Origin of the sequence: Porphyrobacter sp. LM 6 (assembly GCF_001720465.1) — a bacterium.
Taxonomy (GTDB): Bacteria; Pseudomonadota; Alphaproteobacteria; order Sphingomonadales; family Sphingomonadaceae; genus Erythrobacter.
In genome coordinates this window covers 2,946,940-2,970,450 of sequence record NZ_CP017113.1, presented here as the reverse complement: position 1 = coordinate 2,970,450, position 23,511 = coordinate 2,946,940, and the positions used below count along the sequence as shown (strand labels likewise).

General features: G+C 65.9%; 18 protein-coding genes. 7 read left to right on the top strand and 11 right to left on the bottom strand.

The genetic code is table 11. The features are described 5' to 3' along the window. Positions 1-6: 6 nt before the first annotated feature. Positions 7-1,572, bottom strand: a complete 1,566-nt coding sequence (gene murJ / locus BG023_RS14240; RefSeq protein WP_069311015.1) for a murein biosynthesis integral membrane protein MurJ — start codon at positions 1,570-1,572, stop codon at positions 7-9. Positions 1,573-1,602: 30 nt separating this feature from the next. Continuing rightward, positions 1,603-2,151: a protein-export chaperone SecB gene (gene secB / locus BG023_RS14235; RefSeq protein WP_069311014.1), complete on the bottom strand. Its 549-nt coding sequence runs from the start codon at positions 2,149-2,151 to the stop codon at positions 1,603-1,605. 259 nt (positions 2,152-2,410) lie between these two features. Between secB and BG023_RS14230 the strand changes: the two genes are divergently transcribed. The 4 genes from BG023_RS14230 (at position 2,411) to chrA (ending at position 6,428) form a co-directional block, all read left to right on the top strand. Continuing rightward, positions 2,411-3,073 (top strand): Tim44/TimA family putative adaptor protein, encoded by a 663-nt coding sequence (locus tag BG023_RS14230; protein WP_069311367.1) that lies wholly within the window; start codon positions 2,411-2,413, stop codon positions 3,071-3,073. Positions 3,074-3,126: 53 nt separating this feature from the next. Then, a complete protein-coding gene (gene mltA, locus BG023_RS14225) occupies positions 3,127-4,353 on the top strand; it encodes a murein transglycosylase A (RefSeq protein ID WP_069311013.1) in 1,227 nt (408 codons plus the stop codon). Further along, positions 4,350-4,937, top strand: coding sequence for a Smr/MutS family protein (locus tag BG023_RS14220; protein WP_150122896.1), 588 nt, complete (start codon positions 4,350-4,352; stop codon positions 4,935-4,937). The genes mltA and BG023_RS14220 overlap by 4 nt, the downstream gene beginning before the upstream one ends. Before the next feature lie 168 nt (positions 4,938-5,105). Further along, entirely contained in the window at positions 5,106-6,428 is a 1,323-nt protein-coding gene (gene chrA / locus BG023_RS14215; protein ID WP_069311012.1) for a chromate efflux transporter, read from the top strand. A 15-nt stretch (positions 6,429-6,443) separates the two neighbouring features. On the opposite strand, the gene BG023_RS14210 is transcribed toward chrA, so the two are convergent. The 5 genes from BG023_RS14210 to BG023_RS14190 are packed head-to-tail and all read right to left on the bottom strand — an operon-like array spanning position 6,444 to position 13,030. Then, entirely contained in the window at positions 6,444-7,241 is a 798-nt protein-coding gene (locus BG023_RS14210; RefSeq protein ID WP_190315784.1) for a M14 family metallopeptidase, read from the bottom strand. Further along, a complete protein-coding gene (locus BG023_RS14205; protein ID WP_150122895.1) occupies positions 7,238-7,615 on the bottom strand; it encodes a hypothetical protein in 378 nt (125 codons plus the stop codon). The genes BG023_RS14210 and BG023_RS14205 overlap by 4 nt, the downstream gene beginning before the upstream one ends. A gap of 14 nt (positions 7,616-7,629) precedes the next feature. Continuing rightward, a complete protein-coding gene (locus tag BG023_RS14200) occupies positions 7,630-10,677 on the bottom strand; it encodes a TonB-dependent receptor domain-containing protein (RefSeq protein WP_069311009.1) in 3,048 nt (1,015 codons plus the stop codon). A 2-nt stretch (positions 10,678-10,679) separates the two neighbouring features. After that, entirely contained in the window at positions 10,680-11,633 is a 954-nt protein-coding gene (locus BG023_RS14195) for an alpha/beta hydrolase (RefSeq protein ID WP_069311008.1), read from the bottom strand. Continuing rightward, on the bottom strand, positions 11,630-13,030 hold the full coding sequence (locus BG023_RS14190) for a dicarboxylate/amino acid:cation symporter (protein ID WP_069311007.1): 1,401 nt from the start codon (positions 13,028-13,030) through the stop codon (positions 11,630-11,632). Before BG023_RS14190 ends, BG023_RS14195 begins: the two co-directional genes overlap by 4 nt. Positions 13,031-13,246: 216 nt before the next feature. Between BG023_RS14190 and BG023_RS14185 the strand changes: the two genes are divergently transcribed. Together BG023_RS14185 and BG023_RS14180 are read left to right on the top strand one after the other, a co-directional pair. Next, a complete protein-coding gene (locus tag BG023_RS14185; RefSeq protein WP_190315783.1) occupies positions 13,247-14,929 on the top strand; it encodes a sensor histidine kinase in 1,683 nt (560 codons plus the stop codon). Next, positions 14,926-16,263 (top strand): sigma-54-dependent transcriptional regulator, encoded by a 1,338-nt coding sequence (locus BG023_RS14180; RefSeq protein ID WP_069311006.1) that lies wholly within the window; start codon positions 14,926-14,928, stop codon positions 16,261-16,263. Before BG023_RS14185 ends, BG023_RS14180 begins: the two co-directional genes overlap by 4 nt. Positions 16,264-16,330: 67 nt before the next feature. On the opposite strand, the gene BG023_RS14175 is transcribed toward BG023_RS14180, so the two are convergent. Together BG023_RS14175 and BG023_RS14170 are read right to left on the bottom strand one after the other, a co-directional pair. Continuing rightward, positions 16,331-17,938 (bottom strand): phytoene desaturase family protein, encoded by a 1,608-nt coding sequence (locus BG023_RS14175; RefSeq protein WP_069311364.1) that lies wholly within the window; start codon positions 17,936-17,938, stop codon positions 16,331-16,333. After that, complete coding sequence (locus tag BG023_RS14170; protein ID WP_083234800.1) at positions 17,935-19,101, bottom strand: aromatic ring-hydroxylating oxygenase subunit alpha; 1,167 nt, start codon at positions 19,099-19,101, stop codon at positions 17,935-17,937. The genes BG023_RS14175 and BG023_RS14170 overlap by 4 nt, the downstream gene beginning before the upstream one ends. Before the next feature lie 39 nt (positions 19,102-19,140). Here BG023_RS14170 and BG023_RS14165 point away from each other — a divergent pair, with 39 nt between their 5' ends. Beyond that, positions 19,141-19,752 carry a TetR family transcriptional regulator C-terminal domain-containing protein gene (locus BG023_RS14165; protein ID WP_069311004.1) on the top strand — a complete coding sequence of 204 codons (612 nt, stop codon included), beginning with the start codon at positions 19,141-19,143 and terminating at the stop codon, positions 19,750-19,752. On the opposite strand, the gene BG023_RS14160 is transcribed toward BG023_RS14165, so the two are convergent. Next, complete coding sequence (locus tag BG023_RS14160; RefSeq protein WP_233993027.1) at positions 19,734-20,963, bottom strand: amino acid permease; 1,230 nt, start codon at positions 20,961-20,963, stop codon at positions 19,734-19,736. The two genes, BG023_RS14165 and BG023_RS14160, sit on opposite strands and share 19 nt — an antisense overlap. A 76-nt stretch (positions 20,964-21,039) precedes the next feature. Further along, complete coding sequence (locus tag BG023_RS14155; protein ID WP_069311002.1) at positions 21,040-23,385, bottom strand: TonB-dependent receptor; 2,346 nt, start codon at positions 23,383-23,385, stop codon at positions 21,040-21,042. Positions 23,386-23,511: the final 126 nt, after the last annotated feature.

Here is a 23,511-nt window from a genome sequence, read left to right as displayed (position 1 = left end):
AGAAGATTAGCTCTGGCGGCGCATTAGGCGCTGCACCGTCGCCTTGTCGAGTACGCCGAGCAGCACCGTGCCTGCGCCATAGGTGACGAGGCTGACCGCGAGGATCGCGCCCACCGCCAGCAGACGCATGGTAAAGGGGCCTCCAAGCCACGGAGCGATGACCCGCATCAGCCCCCAAAGAGCCGCTCCCATAAGCGCCGATGCGAGCACGATCCGCCCGATCCGCCCTACCACCCTTGCAGGCAGGCGGAAGAACCCGCGGCGCGCAAGGATCGCGCCGAGCAGGGCGATATTGACCCAGGCCCCGATCGCGCCCGCCAGCGCCAGCCCGACCACCCCGAGCAAGGGCACGAGCACGAGGTTGAGCACGACCGTCACCACCAGCGAGGCCGCAGCAGTATAGACCGGAGTTCTGGTGTCACGACGGGCGAAGAAGTTGGGGGTCAGAACCTTGACCAGAACATAGGCTGGCAAGCCCACGACCAGCGCCGAGGTGACCATGCCGGTGATCCGGGCATCCTCTTCGGTAAAGGCTTGTCCCTCCATGAATGCCTTGACGAAGGCGAACCCGGTGAAGAACAGCGCCACCGCGCAGGGCAGAGTGAGCAGCATGGCAAGCTCGATCGCATTGGCCTGCAGACGGACGGCTTCCTCGTCCTCGGCGCGGCTGATGTAACGCGAAAGTGCGGGCAGGATCGCGGTGCCGAGCGCGATCCCGATGATGCCGAGCGGCAGCTGGTTCCAGCGGTCCGCCATCGCCATGTAAGTGAGGCTTCCGTCGGGCAGCCCGCGGATGAAGGCGAGGTCGATGAAACGGCTGATCTGGTAGACACCCGCGCCGAACACAGCCGGCACGATGAGCACGCCCATTTCCTTGACCCGGTCGGTGATGCGCGGGCGCTGGCGTGGAATGCGGAAGCCCGCCCGGCGCATGAACCACGCGAGCCACACGAGTTGGAGCAACCCACTTACCGATACCGCGATCGCAAGGCCTATGCCGGTCGCTGCGCGGGTCGCCTCGCCCGGGGTTTGGAACGCGCCCCAAACCAACGCGGCGAGCAGGCAGATATTGAGCAGGATCGGCGCAGCGGCAGCGGCGGCAAAGCGCGACAGCGAATTAAGGATAGCTGCGACCAGCGTCGCCAGACTCATGAACATGAGGTAGGGAAAGGCGATTTGGCCCATCGTAACGGCCAGGGCATAGGTGGGCGCATCGCCGCGCAATTCTCCATTGGCGAAAGCCCACAACACCCACGGCATGGCGAGCATCATCAATGCGCCGAACACCACGAGGATCGGCAGCAAAACGGCAAGAACTTCGGCTGCAAAGCGTCGCGCCTCGCTCTCGCCCTCGGCCATGTGGCGATTGAACAGCGGCACGAAGGCCGAAGCGAAAGCGCCTTCGGCAAACAGGCGACGGAACAGGTTGGGAAGCTGAAAGGCGAGTTGCCACGCATCCGCCACGCCGCCCGCTCCCAGCACCCGCGCCAAGAGGATGTCGCGCGCGAACCCGAAGATGCGGCTCACCAGAGTGAGGCCGCCGATCGTGCCGACGTTCTTGATCAGGCTCATAGCGGGCGTTGTCCCTCCACGCCTGCGTGATCAGGCGTTGCCGGTCACCGGCGTGATCGGGGTGCCTCCGGCTGCTTCCTCGGCGCGGCGCGCGGCGAGCTGCTGCGCGTAAATCCCGCCGAAATCGACCGGATCCACCATCAGCGGCGGGAAGCCGGCATCGCGCACCGCATCAGCCACGACGCGGCGGGCGAACGGGAACAGCAGGCGCGGCGCTTCGGCATAAAGGAAGGCGTGGGCCTGATCTTCGGGCACATTGCGCATCCCGACGAGGCCGCAATAGGCCAGATCAACCATGTAGATATTGCCGCGCTGCGAGGTTGCCGTGAGCGTCAGCTTGAGCGTCACTTCGTGGACGTCGGGGCTCACGTTTTCGGCGCCGATGTTGAACTGCACGTCGATCTGCGGCGCCTCGGGCCACTGGAACACGTCGGGCGCATTCGGATTTTCGACCGAGAGATCCTTCACATACTGGGTGATGATCCCGACCGCGGGCTGGGTGTCGGCCCCGTTGGCCTTGGGTTCGCCGCCCGCAGCAGCATTGTCGAGATCGGTGAGGACGCCTTCTTGCTCGGCCATGGAATTCTGTCTTTCAATCTGGGTAACACGATGTGCGTCTGACGCACCGATGAGGTGCGCGCCGCGCCGCCCAGCGCGCCTAGCAGGGGCGCGGCCTGCCCGCAACCGGATGCCGCCCGCAATACACGCGCGGCAATAATCGTATGGTGACGGCACATATTGGCGGTTGGCGAATTGTAATAGATACCCATTTAAGGCAGGGTGACACCTTATGGAGGTTGGCGCGCCGCAACGCGCGTCCGCCGCCTACGTAGATCGGATGAAGACTGTGCTTGAAATCGTTCTCCTCGCCATGGTGGCCGCGTTCCTCGGCTTGCGGCTCTACTCGGTGCTCGGTCGCCGGGCCGAGCAGGAAGAGGAATCAGTGCCGCAGCGGTTCGATGCTGATGACAAGCCGTCGGGCCTGCCGCGCCCCGCTCCGGCCGCTCCGGTCGTTGCCCCGCGCCCGCCCGAACTGGAAGGGGTGATGCCTGCCGTGGAACGGGGTCTGCGTGAAATTGCCGCTGCCGACAGCCGCTTCAACATCAGCCAGTTCCTCGAAGGTGCGCGTGCGGCCTACCGCATGGTGCTCGAAGCGTTCTGGAAGGGCGACCGCGAGACCCTGCGCGAACTGTGCGACGACGATGTCTATGAAGGCTTCATCGCCGCGATCGACGCGCGCGAAGCCGCGGCCGAAACGCTCGAGAACACGCTGATCCGGATCGAGGAAGTGCGGGTTCATTCGGCCTCCCTCGACGGGCGCACCGCCCGGATCGCGTTGCTGTTCGTGGCCGATATTGCCGCGCTCACCCGCGACAAGGATGGCAATATCATCGGCGGATCGCTCGACGACGCGATCGAAAGCCGCGATGTGTGGACCTTCTCGCGCAACGTCACCGCGCGTGATCCCAACTGGCTGCTCGACGAAACCGACGAAGGTTGATCGCCTGCCGCTGACCGGACGCGGGTGCCGGTGCGGGGCTGAAGGAGTCTGACATGCGCTCGGTGCTGGCGTTCGCGTTGCTGGTGATGCTGGCAGGGTGCGGACGCATCATCCCGCAAGGCAGCCTCCCGCCACCCGTCGCAACCGCGCCGCCGCCAGTCTCAACCGTGCCGCCGCCGGTCGCCACCATCATTACGGACAACGCTGTGCGGGCGGGTGTGGCGCCCGGCCCAGCGCTGGCCACCCTGCCCGTGAGTGATGCCGATGCGCACGGCGCGCTGGTAAGCTTCGTCGAATCCTGCCCCCGTCTCCTCAAGCGCGAGGATGCCAGCGGCCTGACCCGCCCGGACGACTGGCGCGAGGCTTGCGAGACGGCGCGGGGTGTTGCCCCGGCCCAGGCGCGCGCCTTCTTCGCGCAGACCTTCGCACCGGTGCAGGTCGGTGATGGCAAGGCTTTCGCTACCGGCTATTTCGAGCCCGAGATCGCCGGCAGCCGCACCCGCCGCCCGGGCTTCGAGGTGCCGGTCTACGGGATGCCGAGCGATCTGGTGCGCGGCTGGTTCGACTTCATCACGCCCGAGGCACGCACCGGCACGCCGCCCTTGGGGCGCTATGACGAGCAGGGCCGCTTCGTGCTCTATCACGACCGCGCCGCAATCGAGGATGGCGCGATCACCGCCACCGCGCCGGTGATCGCGTGGGCGGCGGATCCGGTCGAGTTCTTTTTCCTCCAGATCCAGGGCTCGGGCCGCTTGATCACCCCCGAAGGCGAGGTGATCCGGATCGGCTATGCCGGCCAGAACGGCCGCGAATATATCGGCATTGGCGGGGTCATGCGGTCCCGCGGCCTGCTCGGCACCGGGCCTGGGCAGTATCCGGGCTCGATGCAGGGCATCATGGCCTATATCCGCGACAACCCGCAGGAAGGCCGGGACATGATGCGGCTCAACAAGAGCTGGATCTTCTTCAAGGAGCTGACGGGCGATGGCCCGCTCGGCGCGCTCGGCGTGCCGGTGCGGCGCGAGAGCTCGGTCGCGGTCGATCCCGCCTTCGTGCCGCTCGGCGCGCCGGTGTGGCTCGATCTTGACCGGCAAGAGGCAGCCGGCCTGTGGGTCGCGCAGGATACCGGCGGGGCGATCAAGGGCGCCAACCGCTTCGATACCTTTTGGGGTGCGGGCACGGATGCGCGGGTGATTGCGGGCGGCATGAGCGGGCGCGGGCGCGCCTATGTGCTGCTGCCCAAGGTCGCCGCTGTCCGGCTTGGCACGGCGCAGCGATGACCGGGCCAGTGCGCGGACCGAGCGGTCTGTCCAAGGCCGAGCAGGCCGCCTGGGCGCATTTGGCCGCGAGCGTGACCCCGATGCCGGGACGCAAGCGCCCCAAGCCGCCTGCTCCCGCCGAGCCTGCACGCAAAGCCGTCGCTGACACCGCCACCGCGCCCTCCGGCAAACCGCCCGCGCCGCCCAAGGCGCAGCGTCCGCCCAGAACCGTGCCGGGCGTTCCCCCTGCGCCCACCGCACCGGGCCTCGATTCGCACTGGGACCGTCGGGTCAAGGCCGGACGGCTTGAACCCGAACTGACGCTCGACCTCCACGGTCACACGCTCGATACCGCCTACGACCGGATCATGGCCGGGCTCGATCAGGCCCGCGCCATGGGTGCGCGGGTGGTGCTGGTGGTGGCGGGGCGTGAACGTCCCGTCGATCCGGCCGACCGCATGGCGAAACGCGGTGCGATCCGCGCCAAGCTGCTCGACTGGCTCGCCGCGAGCCGCCACGCCAACGCGATTTCGGCGGTGCGCCGCGCGCATATCCGCCACGGCGGCGAGGGTGCGCTCTACCTCATTCTCAAGCGGACGGGCTGACGGCGCTGAGGCTTGAAGCCACCGATGTGTCGCGCTATCCGCGTAAGCACACGGGGCCAAGCAACCTCCCGTCCAGGCTGAGACAGGCCCAAGCGTTGCCTCGTTTTCCTGCCGGTTCCGGCAGGTGTCTCTTGCGAGGTAAACATGGCCGGTTCGGGCACTCCTTCGATGTCTTCCGTCTCACACACCCCAGTTCAGGTTTCCTTCGCCGCGCTGCTGCGTGCCTTTACCCGCATCGGGTTCCTCAGCTTCGGTGGGCCTGCCGGCCAGATTGCGTTGATGCACCGCAAGCTGGTCGAGGAGCGCGGCTGGATCGGCGAGGGCGATTTCCTCCATGCGCTCAATTTCTGCCACCTGCTCCCCGGACCGGAAGCGCAGCAGCTGGCGACATGGATCGGCTGGCGGCTGCACGGCTGGCGCGGCGGACTGGCGGCGGGGCTGCTGTTCGTGATCCCCGGCGCGGCGATTATCCTGTTGCTGTCGGTGCTCTATGCGCTGGCGGCGAACCTTACGCTGGTGGCGGCGCTGTTCCTCGGGATCAAGGCGGCGGTGCTGGCGATCGTGGTGCAGGCCTTGCTGCGGATCGCGGGCCGCGCGCTCGATACCGGATTGAAGCGCGCACTGGCGCTGGCGGCGTTTGCCGGACTGTTTCTGTTCGATCTGCCGTTCCCGCTGATCGTGCTGGGGGCGCTGGCCATCGGCATCGCGGTCGCAGCGGTGCGGCCAGACTGGTTGGCATTGAAGCCGGGCAAGGGCGCCGCACCCACCGCCGCGCGGCCGTGGCGCAGCACGCTGCTGGCGGTGCTGCTGTGGGGCGCGGTGTGGGCTGCGCCGATGGCGCTGGTGGCGCTGACGCTGGGGCAGGAACACGTCTTGTGGCAGATCGGCGCGTTCTTCTCGCAGCTGGCGCTGGTGACCTTCGGCGGCGCTTACGCCGTGCTCGCCTACATGGCGCAGGAGGCGGTGCAGGGGTTCGGTTGGTTGCAACCGGGCGAGATGGCTGACGGGCTGGGGCTAGCCGAGACCACGCCGGGGCCGCTGATCCTGGTGACACAATTCGTCGGTTTCCTCGCCGCCTTCCGCGCGCCCGAGCCGTTTTCGCCGCTGGTCGCAGGGCTACTCGGTGCGGGGCTGACGACGTGGGTGACCTTCGCGCCGTGCTTCCTGTGGATCTTCGCGCTGGCACCGTGGATTGATCGGCTGGGCAATGCCGTGCGCCTGAAAGGTGGGCTGGCGGCGGTGACGGCAGCAGTGGTGGGCGTGATCGCCAACCTGACCGTGTGGTTCGCGCTCCACGTGCTGTTCGCTGCTGTCGGCGAGGAGCGCTTCGGGATGCTGCGGCTCTATTGGCCCGATCTGGTCAGCTTTGACTGGCGCGCAGGACTGCTAGCATTGCTGGCAGGCGTGCTGGTGTTCCGGCTCGGCTGGTCGGTGCTGCGCGTTCTGGCCGTTTGCGGAGCCGGTGCGGTGGTGCTGGCCTTCGTGCTCTAGCCGGAAAAAAGCGCGCTACTCGCCGAGCTTGGGCAGCGCGGCGAGCAGATCTGATGCCAGCGTTGCCGCAGCCTTTCGTGATGCCTCCCGATCGGCGGCGTCGGCGACTTCATAGGTATAGGCGGGAATGGCGTAGGTCTTGTGGAACCAGTTCTTCGCCGTGCCGCTGCCCGGATTGGCGTTGCGTGGATCGATAGTGAAGGGGTAGCCGGGTAACGCCGTTTCCTTGCCTGCCAGCCATGCAGCGAGGAACCGCTGCTGCGCTTCGCTCGCCTCATTGCCTTGGACGTAGAACAGGTTGCGCGCGGTGGAGTGGAAGTCGACCATCAGCACCGGGCGCACGCCGGCGGGCAGGGCATCAAGCCAAGCCTTGACTGCGCGGGTCTCGGGCTGGGTAAACTCCCCCCAGTCGCGGTTGAGATCGACGGCACCGCGGTTCGCTCGCCAGTGGCCGCGCGCCACGCCATCGGGGTTGAGCATCGGCACTACCAGCACCTGCACATCGCCGAGCCTGTCGGCGTGCTGCACCAGCGCATCGACGAAGGCTTCCATTGCGATCGCCCCGGTCACCTCGGGCGGGTGCTGGCGACCCAGCAGGATCACCAGCTTCGGCGCGTCTGCGCGGCCCAGCCGGATCGCCTCGATCGGCCGACCATCGTGCGAGGTGCCAAGCGTGAACACTCCTGCGTCCGTCGTCGCACTCCATCCGGAGAGCCTTGCTGCCGTATCGACCGGCGTGATGATCTCCTGCGCCGCGATCACCCCTCTACCAGGCGGCAGTTCAAAGCGCGCGCTTTGTCCGTCAGGGCTCACGGTGGCGGGCAGTTCGCGCCACGCCTCGAAGCCCTCGCGCAGCTTCGGGCATAGCGATGCCCGCCCTCGAGATAGCGCAATGTGACGGTCACCGGCGCTTCGCCTGCCGTCTCATAACGGAAGGCAAACCATGGGCTGGGATTGATCGGCGGAGCGTGTTCGGGAGTTACCAGCAAGGTGACCTCGCGATCACCGGCAATGGAGCAGGCGAGCGGCGGAGCACCATCGAAGTCGAAAGCGATAGTCACCGAAGGGGTGCGGCAGGCCGCCCCCGCCGCCACCATGCCGACGGGTTTGGGGCGCGCCGCCGGGACGCAGCCCCCCACCATCAGCAGGGCAACACTGGCCCACAGGTATCGATGAACAATTCCCATGGGCCGGAGTTCTATCAGAAGCTCTTGCGAACTTCGAACCGGACCACCCGCCCGCGCGGCGAGTGCAGCTGGCTCAGGAAACCATAGGTCTCGTCGGCCAGCGGCGGATCCTTGTCGAACAGGTTGTTCACGCCCACCCGCAGCCGCGTGCCATCCAGCGGACCATCGGTATTGATGGTGAAGGTGAGGGTGGTGTTGATCGTCAGCATGTCGTTGACGCGCCAGAAGTTCGCGTTGGGATCATCCGACACGATCGGCACGTCGCGGGTCACACTGGTGTTCCACACCTCGCCGACATAGCTGGCGAACACGCCAAGGTCGATCGGGCCGCTGCCCCAGTTGACCGAGCCGCTGAAGCGCCACTTGGGCCGCCCGTCGAGCTCGAGCAGATCGCCCAGCCCTTCGATCCGCACTTCCGGCGGCAGCTCACCGTCCGCCACCGCATCAAGCAACGTCTGCCCGTCAGGCCCGGCGGATTGAACGAAGCCCACCAGCCGCGCTGCGTTGGCGCGCAGACGGATCTTGCCAGCGCCAAAATCGGGGACGTTATAGGCAAGACCGAAGTCCCAGCCCTTCGACACGCGGCTGTCGAGGTTGAGATAGGGGTCGAGCACCCGGATGATGTCGCCCGCTGCCGCAAGCCCGGTGCCGGCGTAGAGATCGATCTGCTCCTGCGTGGGCGCAGCGCGGATCACGTTGGGATTGCTGCTGCCGTTGAGGCGGAGCAGCAGGTCGAGCGCGATGGCGTTGTCATCGCCGAAGGTGCCGACAAGGCCGGTCTGCTTCACGCGCCAGTAGTCCGCCGTGAGCGTCAGGCCCGGTATGAACTTGGGTTCGAACACGAGACCCAGGTTGATGCTCTCGCTGTCTTCGGGGCGCAGCTGGTCGGTCCCCGACCGGAAGCTGATCACGCCTTCACCCGGACAGGCGCCGAGGTCGGCAAGCAGACCCTTCTGGACCTGGGCCTGACAGCGCACAAAATCGTCACGGGTGTTGGAACGGGTCGTGCCTTCATCGTTGACCTGCACGAGGTTCGGCGCGCGGAAGCCCTGCGACCATGCGCCGCGCACCATGATGCCGGGGACCACGGTCCACGATGCCGCGGCGCGCGGGACGATGGCAGTCTCCCTGATGTCCCGGAAGTGCTCCATTCGCCCGGCGAGTTGGAGGTTGAGGGATTCGACCAGCGGAATGTCCATGTCCTCGCTAACCAGCGGGACAAAGGTTTCGAGGAAGGCCGAATAAACCTCCCGCGAGCCGCTGGTGTCGGGCGATGCGCTGGTACCTGCAACGTCGCTGCCGTCGAATACGCCAGTGACACTGTCGGTCCAGGTGATGGTGCCATCGATACGCGGATCGCGATCATCGAAGAATGTCTCGCGCCGCCACTCGACCCCGGCTGCCACGCCGACAGCGCCGCCCGGCAGACTGAACAGCTCGCTGTTGCTGACCTTGAAATCCGCCAGCGCGAGGCTGGTGCCGCCCGTGCGGAACACGCTGATGCGGAACGGATCGATGCTGCTTGCAGGGTTAGGGGTGCAATCGCCATTGGCCGGATCCGTCAAACACCCGCCGTTAAAGGGGTTATAGGCGTCCGGCGTCGAGCGGTTGATCGCTTGCTGCAGCAGGGTCAGCGACACGCGGTTGCCTTCAAGGTCGGTCGCCTCGGCTTCGGAATAGACGAAGCCGGTGTCGAAATCCCAATTCCCGAAATTGCCCTTCAGCCCCGCGACGAGACGGTAGGAGTCCTTGTCGACATCGACTGTGCGGTTGCCGGCATCGACGAAGCGGTAACGCTCCATGATGAGGTCTGCGCCGCTCGTGGAGATCGTCGTTCCCGGCCGGCGGTTGGGGTTGGGCGCGCCGCCGGGGAAGGTCACCGGCCCGAACGGGTTCCAGTAGGCATTGCGCGAAATCCCCACCGGTACCGCGCTGAGGATCGCCGCCGGGGTGATGTTGCGGCTGCTTTCCGAGCGGTAGTAGGTGCCTTCGAAATAGCCTTCGATATTGTTGCTGAACTCGTAGTTGAGCAGCATCGCGGCATTGATGCGGGTTTTCTCGCTGATCAGCGTGGTGCCGAAAGCGCGATTGTAGCGCACATCAACCGCTGGCGTTTCGCCGTTGCGCGCGCATAGCCCGTTGCCCAGATCGAAACGGCAGCCCGTAATGGTCGATGGCTGGATATAGAAGTCATCGTCGCGGATCGGCGTGGCGGTGCTTGGAGCCTGAATGTCGAACTGGCCGAACGGCCCGAAGGTGTTGCGGTTGTTGAATTGGGTATCGCCTTCGAAATCGGTGCCGACGAGCAGCGGGCGCTTGTCGTCATCGGCCGAATAAGCTCGTGCAGAGGCGGGCGTTGCGTTCTCGTGGAAATAGCCGCCATAGATGGTCAGGTTCGCGCGCCCATCAGCGAAGTCGAAGCCATAGCCGCCATTAACTTGCGTCGAATAGGCATTGGTGCCGTCCGAAAGGCGAAACTCTCCTTCGACGAAGCCGCCCCTGCGGTTGCCGCGCAGCACGGTGTTGACCACACCCGCCACCGCGTCCGCGCCGTAGATCGCGGAGGCGCCGTCGCGTAGCACTTCGAGCCGGCGCACCGAGCCCGGCGCGATCTCGTTGGTGTCGGGGCTGACCACGGGGACCAGCAGCTCGGTCTGGAAGCCGGGGTTCAGCACCATGCGCCGACCGTTGATCAGCAGCAGCGTGTTGCCGGTGCCCAGATCACGCAGGTTGATCGAGGCCGCATCGCCGCGGGCGTTGTTCGAGGTAACATCGTTCTGTTCGTTGAACGCAACCGAACCTGCCTGCGGAATGGCACGGAACAACTCGTCGCCAGAGGTTGCGGCGACGTTCTGGATGTCGATCTCGTCGACCACGGTCACAGGGAGCACGTCGTTGATCTTCGCGCCCTGGATCTGGGTGCCGGTCACGATGATCTCGCGCGCCGGATCATCCGCAGGTGCGGCAGGCGGCGTGACCACTTCCTGTGCCTGCACGGCCGTGGCGGCGATAAGGCTCGCGCCGCACATCAGGGCAAATCGCCCGATAATCCTTGTCGACATACTCATTCTCCCCGTTTTTCCGTGATCTGAAGTGATTTTGCCCAGTGTGCGAACAGTCCGGGCCATTGGCTGATGACTTGTTCCGGCCGCCCGAGTCCCCAGCCGTGCCCGCCATCGCGGAACAGGTGCAGCTCCGCGCTTGCCCCGGCCGCGATCAGGCTCTGGAACAGCAGGATGCCGTGCCCCGGCGGCGTGGTGGGATCGTCGGCGGAAGCGAAGATAATCGTCGGCGGCGCGTCCTTGCTGACGTGCGTGTCGAGCGACCATGCCGTCTCGGCAGCGGCATCGGGCTTGTCGCCTATGATCTCGCGACGGGTGCGGGTGGTATCGTAAGGCTTTCGCAAGGTTACGACCGGGAACAGCAGCACCGCAAAATCAGGCCGGGCAGAGACGCTCTCGAACCGGTCCTTGCCCTCGTAAAGCGCGCGGTCTGGCTGGTAGGCGGTGAAGCCCGCCAGATGCCCCCCGGCGGAAAAGCCCATGATCCCGATACGCTTCGGATCGAGGCCGAACTCGTCCGCGCGGGTGCGGATGATCTTCATCGCCCGCTGCGCGTCCATGAATGGGGTGCTGGCATCCCAGCCATCGTTCGGCAGGCGGTAGATCAGCTCGAACACGGTGAAGCCTTGCGAGGCAAGCCATTCGGCAGCCGGCGTGCTTTCCTTCTTGAGCTGGATACGGAAATAACCGCCCCCGCCTGCGACCAGCACCGCCGCGCCGTTGGGCGTGGCCGGGCGGTAGACCCGCATGCGCGGGACGGCGATGTTCGAAATCGCGCCGAGACCTGCGCCTTCGGTGCCGATCTTCTCTTCGCCGGTCACCTTGCCATGGCCCGGCGGAGTGCCCGGCCAAAGGAGGATTTCCTGACGCGTGGCAATTGTTTCGGCCGCGAGCGGAAGGCCCGGAGCCAGCAGCGCCAAGGCGGCCGCAAGCGCAAGGGCCAGACGCCGGATCACGGTGCCTTCTCCAGGACTTTGGCGATTGTTTCGCTGACCGGGCCGCTACGCTCATGGCGCTCGATATCCTCTTCGGGCAGTGGCAGCGGCGCCCCCGCCAGCGCGGCAGCGAGCCGTTCGCGGTCGAGCGCGCCTTCCCAGCGTGCGACGATGATCGTCGCCACGGCATTGCCGATGAAATTGGTGAGCGCGCGGCATTCGCTCATAAAGCGGTCGATACCGAGGATGAGCGCCATGCCTGCCACCGGCACCCCGGGCACGACCGAGAGCGTCGCGGCGAGGATGACGAAGCCCGATCCTGTTACGCCTGCTGCGCCCTTGGAACTGACCATTGCGACCAGCACCAACGTCAGCTGTTCGGCAATCGACAGCTCCACGCCAACCGCCTGCGCGATGAACAGCGCGGCTAGTGTCATGTAGATGTTGGTGCCATCGAGATTGAAGGAATACCCCGTGGGTACCACCAGGCCGACCACCGCCTTGCGGCAGCCTGCCATCTCCATCTTCTCCATCAGGCTCGGCAATGCGGCTTCGGAGGACGAGGTGCCGAGCACCAGCAGCAGCTCTTCGCGCAGGTACCGGATCAGTGCGAAGATCGAGAAGCCACCCGCCCAACCGACCAGCCCGAGCACCACCAGCACGAACAGCAGCGAGGTAAGATAGAAGGTGCCCACCAGCGCGGCGAGATTGGCAAGGCTGCCGATCCCGAACTCGCCGATGGTGAAGGCCATCGCCCCGAATGCGCCAATCGGGGCAAGCTTCATCAGCATGTGAACGAGTTTGAACACCACCTGCCCGAAAGACGCGAGCACGTCGGTGACGAGGTCGCTCGCAGGGCGGGTCGCGGCAATCGCCACGCCGGCAAGGATGGCCACCAGCAGGACCTGCAGGATCTGCCCGTCGGTCACTGCGCTGAACAGTGTTTCGGGGATGATGCCGAGCAGGAAGCCGGTGATGGTCGTCGCCTCGGCCTTGTCGGCATATTCCGCAACGGCAGCGGTATCGAGCGTGGCGGGGTCGATGTTCAGTCCCTCACCGGGGCGAACTACATTCGCGACGACCAGGCCGATGATCAGCGCCAGGGTGGAGAAGGTCAGGAAGTAGGCGAAGGCCTTGCCTGCGACGCTGCCCACCGCCTTGAGATCGCGCATCCCGGCTATGCCGGTCGCCACAGTGACGAAGATCACGGGCGCGATGATCATCTTGACGAGCTTGATGAAGGCATCGCCGAGCGGCTTCAGCGATGCGCCGAATTCGGGCGAGAAATGGCCAACAGCCGCGCCCAGCGCAATCGCCGCCAGTACCTGCACATAGAGCAGGCGGTAGAACGGCTTCTTCGCCGCTGGGGCGCTTACCCCTGCTGCAAGGCCGGATTCTAAGGCTGTGTGCGAACCCATCGGTCGCGGCGCTCCCCGGTGCAAATCTCTCCGTGTCGGAGGATCGGGTGCGCGGGCCTGTGATGCAAGGTTTGTAGGCGGAGCCGGGACAGTCTCATAAAATCAGAAATTTACCGTATGATCGAGCCGAAACCTTGCGGGAATCCGCACAATTTCCTTGCCGCGAGTGCGGAAATCCGCACACTCGTGTGTTCGAGGGCGAAAGGAGCGCGACACGTGCAGGGCAGGCTGGGCCGCTGGTATCTGGCGAGTGTCGCGGCGGTCGCCGTGATCCTGCTTGCCGGGCTTGCGATGCTGGTGCTTGACCGGGCGGTGCGGGTGCAGGCGCTCGAGGACACCCGCGCGGCTGCCGACGGACAGGCCGCGATCCTTGCTGCCGGGCTGGAGAGCGAGCTCAACAAGTTCACGCTTGTCCCGCGCGTCCTGGCGGCGGACCCGGATGTGGCTGAACTGCTCGGCGGAAATGCAGGCCAGCGCGATCTGCTCAACCGGCGGCTGGAGGCACTGGCGCGGCAAACGCGGGCCGCGGCGATCTATCTGATGGACGCGCGCGGGCTTACGCTGGCGGCGAGCAACTGGGGACGGCCCGACAGCTTTATCGGTTCCAATTACCGGTTCCGCGATTACTTCGCGGGCGCGATGCGCGCCGGAACCGGGACCGAATTCGCGCTCGGCACGGTCAGCCGCCGCCCAGGACTCTACCTTGCCGAACGGGTCGGCCCGGCAAATGCGCCGCTCGGGGTTGTGGCAGTGAAGGTCGAATTCGACAGCCTGGAAGCCAAGTGGCGCGATGCGCAGGACATGGTGTTCGTCACCGACCGGCAGGGCATTGTGCTGCTTGCGAGCAATCCCGAATGGCGCTTCCGCGCAGTCCAAGGCGCAGGAGGCGCAGGCGAGGGGGGCGCCCGTGATCCGAAGCGCGATGCGATGCGCTTCGGGGTCGCGAACCCCAAACCGCTTGAGTTGCCGGGCGGCGGCCAGGCCGGGCAACCGGTACGGATGATCGAGAAGATCCAGCCGATCGCGCCCGCTGGCTGGGAGTTGCACCTGCTCGCTGATCCCAGCGCACGGCTTTCGGTTGCGCTCGCCAATGCCCGCCTTGCGGGGGTCGGCATTCTCGCGCTGCTTGCGCTGGCGGGCGCTGGCGCATGGATGTGGCGCCGCCAGCGGCAGGCGCGCGCCGCCGCCGAGATCGAGGCTCAGACCGCCCATTTGCGCGAACAGCTGCGGCAGGCCAATCGCCTCGCCACGCTCGGCCAGATCACCGCCGGGCTCGGGCACGAAATCCGCCAGCCGCTCGCCGCGATGCGTGTCTATGCCGAGACTGGAGAGCGCCTCCTCGCCGCAACCCGCACCGACGAGGCGGCGGGCAACTTTGCCAAGATTGCGGGGCTGGCTGCGCGGATCGGGGAGATCACCGAGGAACAACTCCACTTCAGCCGCCGCTCTGCCGAAGAGCCGCGCGATATCCGGCTTGCCGAGGTGATCGACGGTTCGCTCCTGCTGCTGCGCGACCAGATCCGTCAGCAGGGCATCACCCTCACCCTGCCATCTGCCGAGACCGCCGCCGCCACGGTGCGCGCGCGCCATGTTCAGCTGGAACAGGTGCTGGTGAACCTGCTCCAGAACGCTGTGCAGGCCTGCGGGGAGGGAGGGACAATCGTGCTGGATGTCACCACCGATGCGCAGGCCGTGCGCCTCAGCGTCAGCGACGATGGCCCCGGCGTACCCGCGGCTCTGCGCGATACTTTGTTCCAGCCCTTCGTCACATCGAAGGCGGAGGGCATCGGCCTCGGCCTTGCAATCGCGCAGGATATCATGCGCCAGCTCGGCGGCGATCTGCTGCACGAGGATACGCCGAAAGGCGCGCGCTTCATCATGGTCATGCCCGCCGCATGAACACACCCGCGTCGCCCCTTCCGCTGCATGTTGCGCTGGTCGAAGACGATCTTGCGCTGCGCGATGCGACTGTACAGGCGCTGGCCTTCGAAGGGGTCGAGGTCACCGCCTTTCCCGATGCTCGCGCTGCGCTCGGATGGCTGACCTGCGACTACGCTGGCGTTGTGGTCAGCGACGTGCGGATGCCCGGCATGGACGGGATCGCCTTTTTTGCCGCCCTGCGCGACATCGACCCTGATCTACCGGTGATCCTGACCACCGGTCACGGTGATGTCGCGATGGCGGTCGAAGCGATGAAGAACGGTGCGGCCGATTTCCTCACCAAGCCCTATGCTTCTGCCGATCTGATCCGGGCCGTCAGGGCGGCGAGTGTCCGGCGCGCGCTGGCGCTCGAAAACCGCGCTTTGCGCGAGGAGACGGGGCGTAGCGCGCAGGGCGCCATTCCGGGCAGCTCTCCCGTCGCACAGCGTTTGCGCTCCGTCATCGAAGGGGTCGCGCGATCGGAAATCGACGTGGTGCTCACCGGAGCGCACGGCACCGGCAAGAGCCACGCGGCGCGGTTGATCCATGATCTGAGCCCGCGCCGGGCTCGCCCCTTCGTTGCGGTCGATGCCGGGGTGCTGGCGCATGAGGATGCCGAACTGCTGCTGTTTGGCCGCGATCCCGGTTCGGGGCCATCGGGCGGGGGGCTTTCCCGAACCGGCCTGATCGAGCGCGCCAATGGCGGGACCCTGTTCCTCGACGAGATCGCCGTGGCGTCGGGCGTGCTCATCAAGCGTCTCGCGTCGCTGATGGACAAGCGCGAGGTCTGGCCGATAGGTTCGTCGAGCGCGCGGCGCCTGAATGTCCGGATCATCATCGCCCGCCTTGACGAGCAGCCGGGCGAAAGTGGCCGCGATCCGCTGTGGCACCGGCTTGGCGCGGTGCAGATTGCGTTTCCGCCGCTGGTCGAGCGCCGCGACGATGTGCCGGAAATCTTCCGCCTGTTCGTGGCCCGCCATGCGCGCGAGGCGAGCTTGCCCGCTCCGCCTATCGGCGAGCAGCAATGGCGCCGCGTCCAGTCGTATGACTGGCCCGGCAACCTGCACGAGCTGAGCGGCTATGCCCGCGCATTCGTGTTGGGCCTTGCGGACATTGAATCGCCCGGTGCATCGCAGGTCGGGCAGCGCCCATTGCAGCAGATCGTTGCCGATTTCGAGCGAACCGTGCTCGAAGAGGCCTTGCGGCAATGCAGGGGCGATGTCGCAAGCCTGCAGACCATGCTGCGCACCCCGCGCAAGACGATCTACGACAAGCTGGCGAAGTATGATCTGAAGCCGGCGAACTATCGCTGATTTTGCGGAGAAGCGGCAGCGTAGGTGGCGATGCAGGTTCGCTCTAACCGGGTGTGGATGACCGGCGCTAGACCATGTTGAAGCGCCGGAAGTTGCCGCCATCGGCCAGTACCTCGCGCGCGCAGTTATGGCCGGGTGCGCCGGTCACGCCGCCGCCCGGGTGATTGCCCGCGCCGCACATGTAGAGACCCTTCACCGGCCCGCGATAGGCGCCATTACCCAGCACCGGGCGCGCCGACCACAGCTGGTCGAGGCTCATGTGCCCGTGCATGATATCGCCGCCGACGAGGCCGAAGGTGTCGAACAACCCCTTGGGGCTGAGCACCTGCCTCCCGAGGATCGAGGCGCGGAAGCCCGGTGCGTGCTTTTCGACGGTGTCGATGATCGTATCTGCGGCGGCATCCTGCTCGTCGTCCCAGTTCCGGCCGTCGGGCAGTTCGGGTGCGAATTGCTGGCAGAACAGGCTGGCGACGTGCTGCCCTTCGGGGGCGAGGGTGCTGTCCACCGTGCTCGGGATCAGCATTTCCACGATCGGTGCCTTGGACCAGCCATGCGCCTTGGCGTCGAGGAAAGCTTTGTCCATGTAGTCGAGCGTCGGGGCGAGGATGATGCCCGACTGGTGATGTTCGCCCGGCTCGGGCAGGCAGGTGAACTTCGGGAGCTCGCTCAGCGCGACATTCATGCGGAAGGTGCCGCCGCCCGCCTTGAACCCGCGCATCCGGCGGCGGAAGTCTTCGGGCTGGTGGGCTTCGTCGAGCATGGTGCCGTAAAGCAGCTTCGGCCCGACATTGGCGATGACCCGCTTGGCCGCGATCTCCTCGCCGCTTTGCAGGCGCACACCGGCCACCCGGTCACCATCGACCAGCACCTGGTCAACCGGCGCTTCGAGGCTGATTTCGACCCCGCAGGCCTCGCACACCTTGGCCATGATCTGCGTGATCGTGCCCATTCCGCCGACGCTGTGGCCCCAGGCGCCCTTCTTGCCGTTCACTTCGCCGAACACGTGGTGCAGCAACACATAGGCGCTGCCCGGCGTATCGGGGGAGGCGTAGTTGCCGACCACGGCGTCAAACCCGAAGGCGGCCTTGACCGCTTCGCTTTCGAACCAGCTGCCAAGGAAGCTGGTGGCCGACTTGGTGAAGAGGTCGAGGATGTCGCGCTTGGCCTCGAGCGGGAGCTTCGCCATCCCCCAGCCTTGCGCGGCCCCGGCCAGCAGCGTGCGCAGCCCTTCGCCGACATTGGGCGGACTCTTGAGCGCAAGGTCGCGCAGCACCTGCGCGACGCCTTCCAGCGCGTCGTAATAGGCGGGCAGCGCCTCGGCATCGTGGTTCGAGAACTTGCGGAATTCCGCCTGGGTCCGCTCCAGCCCGCCGCCGAGCTTCAGGTAGCCGCCATCCTCCTGCGGCAGGAAGTTCGAGATCGGCCGTTCGATCACGCGGTAGCCATGATCGTGCAGCCGCATGTCGGCGATCACCTTGGGTTGCAGCAGGCTGACCGTGTAGCTGGCGACCGAATTGCGGAAACCGGGGTGGAATTCCTCGGTGACCGCCGCGCCGCCCACGACATTGCGCCGCTCGACCATCCGCACCTTGAGCCCCGCTTGCGCGAGGTAGAAGGCGCACACCAGCCCGTTGTGGCCTGCGCCGATGATCACGGCATCATATTGCTTGGTCATGCGCGGCTCCATCCGGCTTTGGGTTGCTGTTCCAGCCGCGCTTCGGGGATGATGTCGCGCATCCGGCGGCAGAAATGCTTGAGACAGACTTCCTTGTCGCTGAGCGGCCCCATGCTGAAGCTGCGCGACGCCATGCCGTCCTGCACGCGGGTTATGAGAGCTGTGTCCTCGGCGTTGACCTGCCGGTTGATGCGCCAGTTGAGGTAACGCGCGGCGCGCATTTCCCGGCGCGCATCGGGCAGGACATAGGAGATTTCGCGGATCAGGCAGGTGGTCGGCCCGGTCGGGATCCACTGCATGAAATCGACCTGATCGGGATAGATGTCGAACGCGACATTGGGCCACAGCTTGAAATACATCCAGTGGCGCTGGAAGTGCTCGGGCAGGTGTTGCACCGGCGGGAGCAGCCGCTGGTAGAGGCGTTCCGACCAGTTGGCGCTCTCGCGCTCGACCATGTCGCCCCACATCCGATCGACATGGTCGCTCGCTTCGACGCCGTAGCTCTTGCCGAACAGGCGGGTGAGGCCCGGATGCGCGATCGGAATGTGCAGTCCGTCGGAATAATTGTCGCCGACATTTTTCCAGTTGACCGCGCGCGGCCGCAGCGTGACGCGCCCGAGCGCGGTGAGGTCTTCGAACCGGTGGGGCGCGACCATGGCTTCATAGGGCGCCATCATCTGGGCAACGCTCGGCCCGCCATCATCCTCCAGCCGGACGAAGATGAAGCCGCGCCATATCTCCAGCTCCACCGGAACCAGCCCGGCAGCATCGCGATCAAGCGTCGGGTAGCTGGCGCTGTCGGGCACGCCCGTCAGCCGGCCGTCGAGATCATAGGTCCAGGCGTGGTAGGGGCAGACCAGCTTCTTCGCGCAGCCGCTTGCGCCGTCGACCAGCCGCGAGCCGCGATGGCGGCAGACATTGGTGAAGGCGCGCAGCGCATCGCCCTTGCCGCGCACCACGATCACGCTCTCGCCGCAAAAGTCGAGCGTGTGCCAATCGCCCTCGGCGGGAATATCGCTGACATGGCAGACGACCTGCCAGCTGGGGCGGAACACGCGTTCGATTTCGAGGCGGTGGAATTCCGCATCGTGATAGGTCCACGCCGGCAGGCTCCACCCGTCGAGCGGGTCGGGTGCGGCCGAGGGAATGCTCTGCGTTGCCATGTGCGAGTCCTTGCTATACATCCGTATAACAAGCCGGAAATGAGCCCGCAACCTGCCTTTACCCGCGCCGATCCCGACGCGCGCCGCCAGAGCCTGATCGAGGCGTGCGCCCGCGTGCTGGCCGACAAGGGTGCAGCGGGCATCTCGGTGCGATCGATCTGCGCGGCGGCGGGCGTATCACCGGGCCTGCTGCGGCACTATTTCGGCGGGATCTCGGAAGCGATTGCGGAGACCTATCGCTCGACCGGCGCGATGATCGACGCCGCGCTGGCGGAGGCGGTGGAAGCCGCAGGGCCTGACCCGCGCGCCCGTTTGCTGGCCTATATCACCGCCAACTTCCGCCCGCCGATTGCCTCGCCCGAACTGCTTGCCAGCTATGTTGCGTTCTGGAGCCTGACCGGCAGCGATCCGACGGTCGCGGCGGTGCGCGCCGAGGTTTACGGGAGTTTCCGCCGCGAGCTCGAAGGGCTGTTGCGCGCCTATCGACCGGATCTCGCGGACGTGCGGGTGATGGCTGTCGCGCTCACCGCGCTGATCGACGGGCTATGGCTGGAACTCTCGCTCGGGCAAGCGCCGTTCAGTGCCGAGGAGGCCGAGGCGCTCGCCGCCCAGTGGCTCGACGCGTTGACCGCTCAGGCGGGTGACGGCTGACCGCCGCGCCGCGCCCACAGGTAGAGCGGCAGGCCCGCCGCCATCAGCACAAGGCTCCAGCCGCTCGCTTCCACCCCTGCGCCCCACAGCGTCCACAGCGCATAGCCTGCGCCCACCAGCGCGAAGCCCCGCGCGACCTTCATCCGCCACGCCGCCAGCGCGCAGGCGAGGTAGAGCCAAAGCGCCGCGCTGGTCGAAAGCAGCAGCACGAATTCGTAGATGCCCTGCATGTTCCTGCTCGCATTGAGCAGCAGGCACACCGTGGCGATGATGCTGGAGAGCAGCAGCGCGCGGCGCGGGGTGCCGTGGCGGTCGGTGGCGGCGAACCAGCGCGGCAGCATCCCGCGCTCGGCCATGGCACGCGGCAGTTCGCCTTGCAGCAGCACCCAGCCATTGATCGCGCCGACGCAGCTGACGATCGCGAAAACCGTCACCAGCGCCGCCGGCCCCGCGCTCCAGTTGCGCTCGACGAAGGTCGCGAAGGGGGCAGGCGAGGTGGCGGCAACCGCCTCGGGCAGCATCAGCGCGATGGCCGAACACACCAGCAGATAGAGCAGCCCGGTAAGGCCCGTGCCCCACATCGTCGCGCGCGGCACGTTGACGGCGGGGTTTTCAACCCGCGCTGCTGCAATGCTCGCGCATTCGAACCCCAGCAGCGCGAACAGCGTCAGCGCCGCCGCGCCGCGCAGGTCCGTCCCGTTGAGTTCGCTCATCACCAGCGGGCGGATTTCGCCCGTGCCGGCCCCAAGCACAGCCGCCGCGATGACGATCACCGCGACCAGCGGGACGAGCTTCAGGAGAAGTGTCACGATCTGGAAATTGCCCGCCGCATGCACGCCGCGCAGGTTCACCAGCGTCATCGCCCAAACCAGTGCGATGGCGCACAGCGCCGGCATCATCGGGGTGCTGGCGATGGCGGGGACGAAGGCCGAAAGGTAGCTCACTGCCGCAACCGCGATCGAGACCACCGCGGTCCACACCGAGACCCAGTAGATCCACCCCATCAGAAAGGCCGGAAGCTCGCCGAAAGCCTCGGCCACGAAGCCGGCCGGATCTCTCGCACCGGGCCGCGCGCGGGTGAGGGCGGCGAGCACCCAGGCCAGCACCAGCGTTCCGGCGGTGGTGACGATCCAGCCGAGCACGGCATTCCAGCCATAAGGCGCAAGACTGGCCGGGAGAAGGAACACCCCCGAGCCGATCATGTTGCCCATCACAAGGGCGATGGCAGCAAAAAGGCCGAGCTTGCGGCCCGGCCCTTTCGCATTTTGGTCTTTCGGGTTCACCGGATCAGAAATCGAAGCCGGCCTTGATCCCGATGATGCGAGGCCGCGTCACGACGTCATAGAACGCGCCGCCGGTTCCGCTGATCCCGTCCGGATCGCCGCAGGTGGTTTCGACGCATTGCACCCCGCTGTTGATGATGCCGCGCTCGTCCAGGAGGTTCGTGGCAAAGATCTCGAAGCGCAAGTTGTCCTTCCTGACGCCGAAGCTGAGGTCAACCGTGGTGTACGGATCAAACTCGCCCTTGATGTCATTCTGCACATCACGCAGGTCGCTGCGGCGGCGACCGATATAGGCGGCCGCGCCCTGGACATGCGCGTCCCACCCACCAAGCGCGAATTCATAACGCGCGATCGCGTTGCCCTTGAACTTCGCGGTGACCGGAAGCTGCGTCCCTGCTTCGGCGAGCAACGCGTTGGTGCGTCCGTCGCCCGGATCGAAGGTACAATCGAAGGCCGGGTTGGCGATCCGGCAGAAATCGCGCCTAATCGTGGCATCGTTGTAACTGCCCGAGAGCGTCAGGGTGAGCCCGTTCGAACGGTAGGTGAAATCGGATTCGATCCCCCGGATCCGCGCGATGCCTGCATTGCGGATTTCGGTCAGCCCGTTTTCGCCCAGGAAGGAAAGCTGGATTTCATTCCAGTCCTCCTGATAGATCGCGCCGTTGAAGGTGACATCGCCGAAGCGGGTTTTCCAACCGAGCTCGTAGTTGTCGAGCGTGTCCGCGAGGTAGGGCGGCAGCGTGCCGCGGCGGTTGATCCCGCCCGGACGGAAACCCTGCGACCACGTGGCATAGACCAGCAAGTCCGGGTTGATCTTGTAGGTCGCATTGAGCTTGTAGATCGCATCGGTGTCCGAAGTGACCTTGTCGAGATTGGTGCAGGGCGAACCCGCCACCTGCGCAGGACCGAAGCAAGCCGCCTCGCCCGTGCGGCTGGAATAGCCGTCGCTGAAGCCGAAGAAGCCGACGAGCGAGTTCTTGTAGTTATAAAGCCGCGCGCCGCCGGTCAGCGTAAGCTGGTCGGTCACATCGAAGCTGAGTTCACCGAAGGCGGCATAATCGCGATCGACACGCTCCTGACGGGTGAGCCAGATGTTGCTCTCTGTGCCCGTCACGGTGATCGAATCGGCAATGTCGTCGATGATGTAGTTCTGTGTGATGCGATGGTACTGGCGCTGAGCAAACACACCGCCGATGAAGCGCAGCGGCGCATCAGCCGGGCTCGAAACGCGAATTTCACCGAAGGAGCGGCGGTACCGGTCATTGGCCTCGATGTACTGGTTGGGGTTCACCAGATCGCCGTCATTGTCGGTGAAGTAAGCGCCGTACCCGTACAGTGCATCGTAGAAATAGGCGTAGTCGGAATAGTCAGAGGCAGTGTCGGTACGGCGCCAAAGCTGGCCACCGGTGGCGACAAGGTCCCAGCTGCCGATCTTACCCTCGATTGTCATCGCGGCCTGGAGCCACTTGTCCTTCGAGAATTCGGGATTGTACTGCACGGTCTGCAACGAGCGGGTGACGGCACTGCTGCGTTCCTGCGCGAAGCTGCCGTCGGCGTTCTGGATCTGGCCCATGATGGTGGGGCGCAAGGTCCAGCTGTCGTTGAGCTCGATCCCCAGCGCCACGCGCGCACCATAGGTGTCGACGTCGTTGTAATTGTCCTCGACGAATTCGGCGTTGTTCTGGGTAATGCCCGAAGTGGGGTAGGTGCGGCTACCGGCGATGTTGTCGATGAAGCCGCCATCGCGGCGATACCACGCCACCACGCGCAGCGCGGCATTGTCGGAAAGCTTGGCGTTGTAGAAACCTTCGAGCACACCGCCGAAGTCACCACGATTGACGCTGTTCAGCTCGACATCCATCGCGCCGTAGCTGTCTTTATAGTCGGGCGCATTGGTGACCATCTTGATCGTGCCCGCCATCGAGCTTGCGCCGTAAAGCGTGCCCTGCGGCCCGGCCAGTGCCTCGACCCGGGCAAGGTCGTAGGCGTGGATATCGAGCGCGCCCTGGATCGTCGTAATCGGCATTTCATCAAGATAGATGCCGACCGTGGGCTGCGAGGCCGAGTGGTTGGCGTTCTCCCCGCTGGCAACGCCGCGGAAATAGACCTGACTGAAACCGGGACCAGCCGTCTGCACCGTCACCGAAGGCAGGAACTTGGCCACATCGCGCAGTTCGTTGACCTGCAGGTCGTCCAGCGCCTCGGTGCCGAGCGCGGTGATCGCAATCGGCACATCCTGCAGATTCTGCGAGCGCTTCTGCGCGGTGACGATGATCACGTTATCGTCGGCGGCGCTCTCTTCCTGTTGCGCCAGCGCGGGCGAGGCCACCGTAAGCGCGCTACCCGTCATCAGGCTGGCGACAAATGCGCGACGCCATGTCGTGTTAGATTTTGACAATTTGGTTCTCCCGAACGTCCCCTGATACGCTTTCCGCCATAAAGCGGGCGCAATGCCAAGTGCCGGATTGTATTTGGC

Bases quoted from the DNA above. Each gene is read 5' to 3' on its own strand.
- murJ (WP_069311015.1), bottom strand. From the start codon at position 1,572: ATGAGCCTGATCAAGAACGTCGGCACGATCGGCGGCCTCACTCTGGTG.
- secB (WP_069311014.1), bottom strand. From the start codon at position 2,151: ATGGCCGAGCAAGAAGGCGTCCTCACCGATCTCGACAATGCTGCTGCG.
- BG023_RS14230 (WP_069311367.1), top strand. From the start codon at position 2,411: ATGAAGACTGTGCTTGAAATCGTTCTCCTCGCCATGGTGGCCGCGTTC.
- mltA (WP_069311013.1), top strand. From the start codon at position 3,127: ATGCGCTCGGTGCTGGCGTTCGCGTTGCTGGTGATGCTGGCAGGGTGC.
- BG023_RS14220 (WP_150122896.1), top strand. From the start codon at position 4,350: ATGACCGGGCCAGTGCGCGGACCGAGCGGTCTGTCCAAGGCCGAGCAG.
- chrA (WP_069311012.1), top strand. From the start codon at position 5,106: ATGTCTTCCGTCTCACACACCCCAGTTCAGGTTTCCTTCGCCGCGCTG.
- BG023_RS14205 (WP_150122895.1), bottom strand. From the start codon at position 7,615: ATGGGAATTGTTCATCGATACCTGTGGGCCAGTGTTGCCCTGCTGATG.
- BG023_RS14200 (WP_069311009.1), bottom strand. From the start codon at position 10,677: ATGTCGACAAGGATTATCGGGCGATTTGCCCTGATGTGCGGCGCGAGC.
- BG023_RS14190 (WP_069311007.1), bottom strand. From the start codon at position 13,030: ATGGGTTCGCACACAGCCTTAGAATCCGGCCTTGCAGCAGGGGTAAGC.
- BG023_RS14180 (WP_069311006.1), top strand. From the start codon at position 14,926: ATGAACACACCCGCGTCGCCCCTTCCGCTGCATGTTGCGCTGGTCGAA.
- BG023_RS14175 (WP_069311364.1), bottom strand. From the start codon at position 17,938: ATGACCAAGCAATATGATGCCGTGATCATCGGCGCAGGCCACAACGGG.
- BG023_RS14170 (WP_083234800.1), bottom strand. From the start codon at position 19,101: ATGGCAACGCAGAGCATTCCCTCGGCCGCACCCGACCCGCTCGACGGG.
- BG023_RS14165 (WP_069311004.1), top strand. From the start codon at position 19,141: ATGAGCCCGCAACCTGCCTTTACCCGCGCCGATCCCGACGCGCGCCGC.
- BG023_RS14160 (WP_233993027.1), bottom strand. From the start codon at position 20,963: ATGGGCAACATGATCGGCTCGGGGGTGTTCCTTCTCCCGGCCAGTCTT.
- BG023_RS14155 (WP_069311002.1), bottom strand. From the start codon at position 23,385: ATGACGGGTAGCGCGCTTACGGTGGCCTCGCCCGCGCTGGCGCAACAG.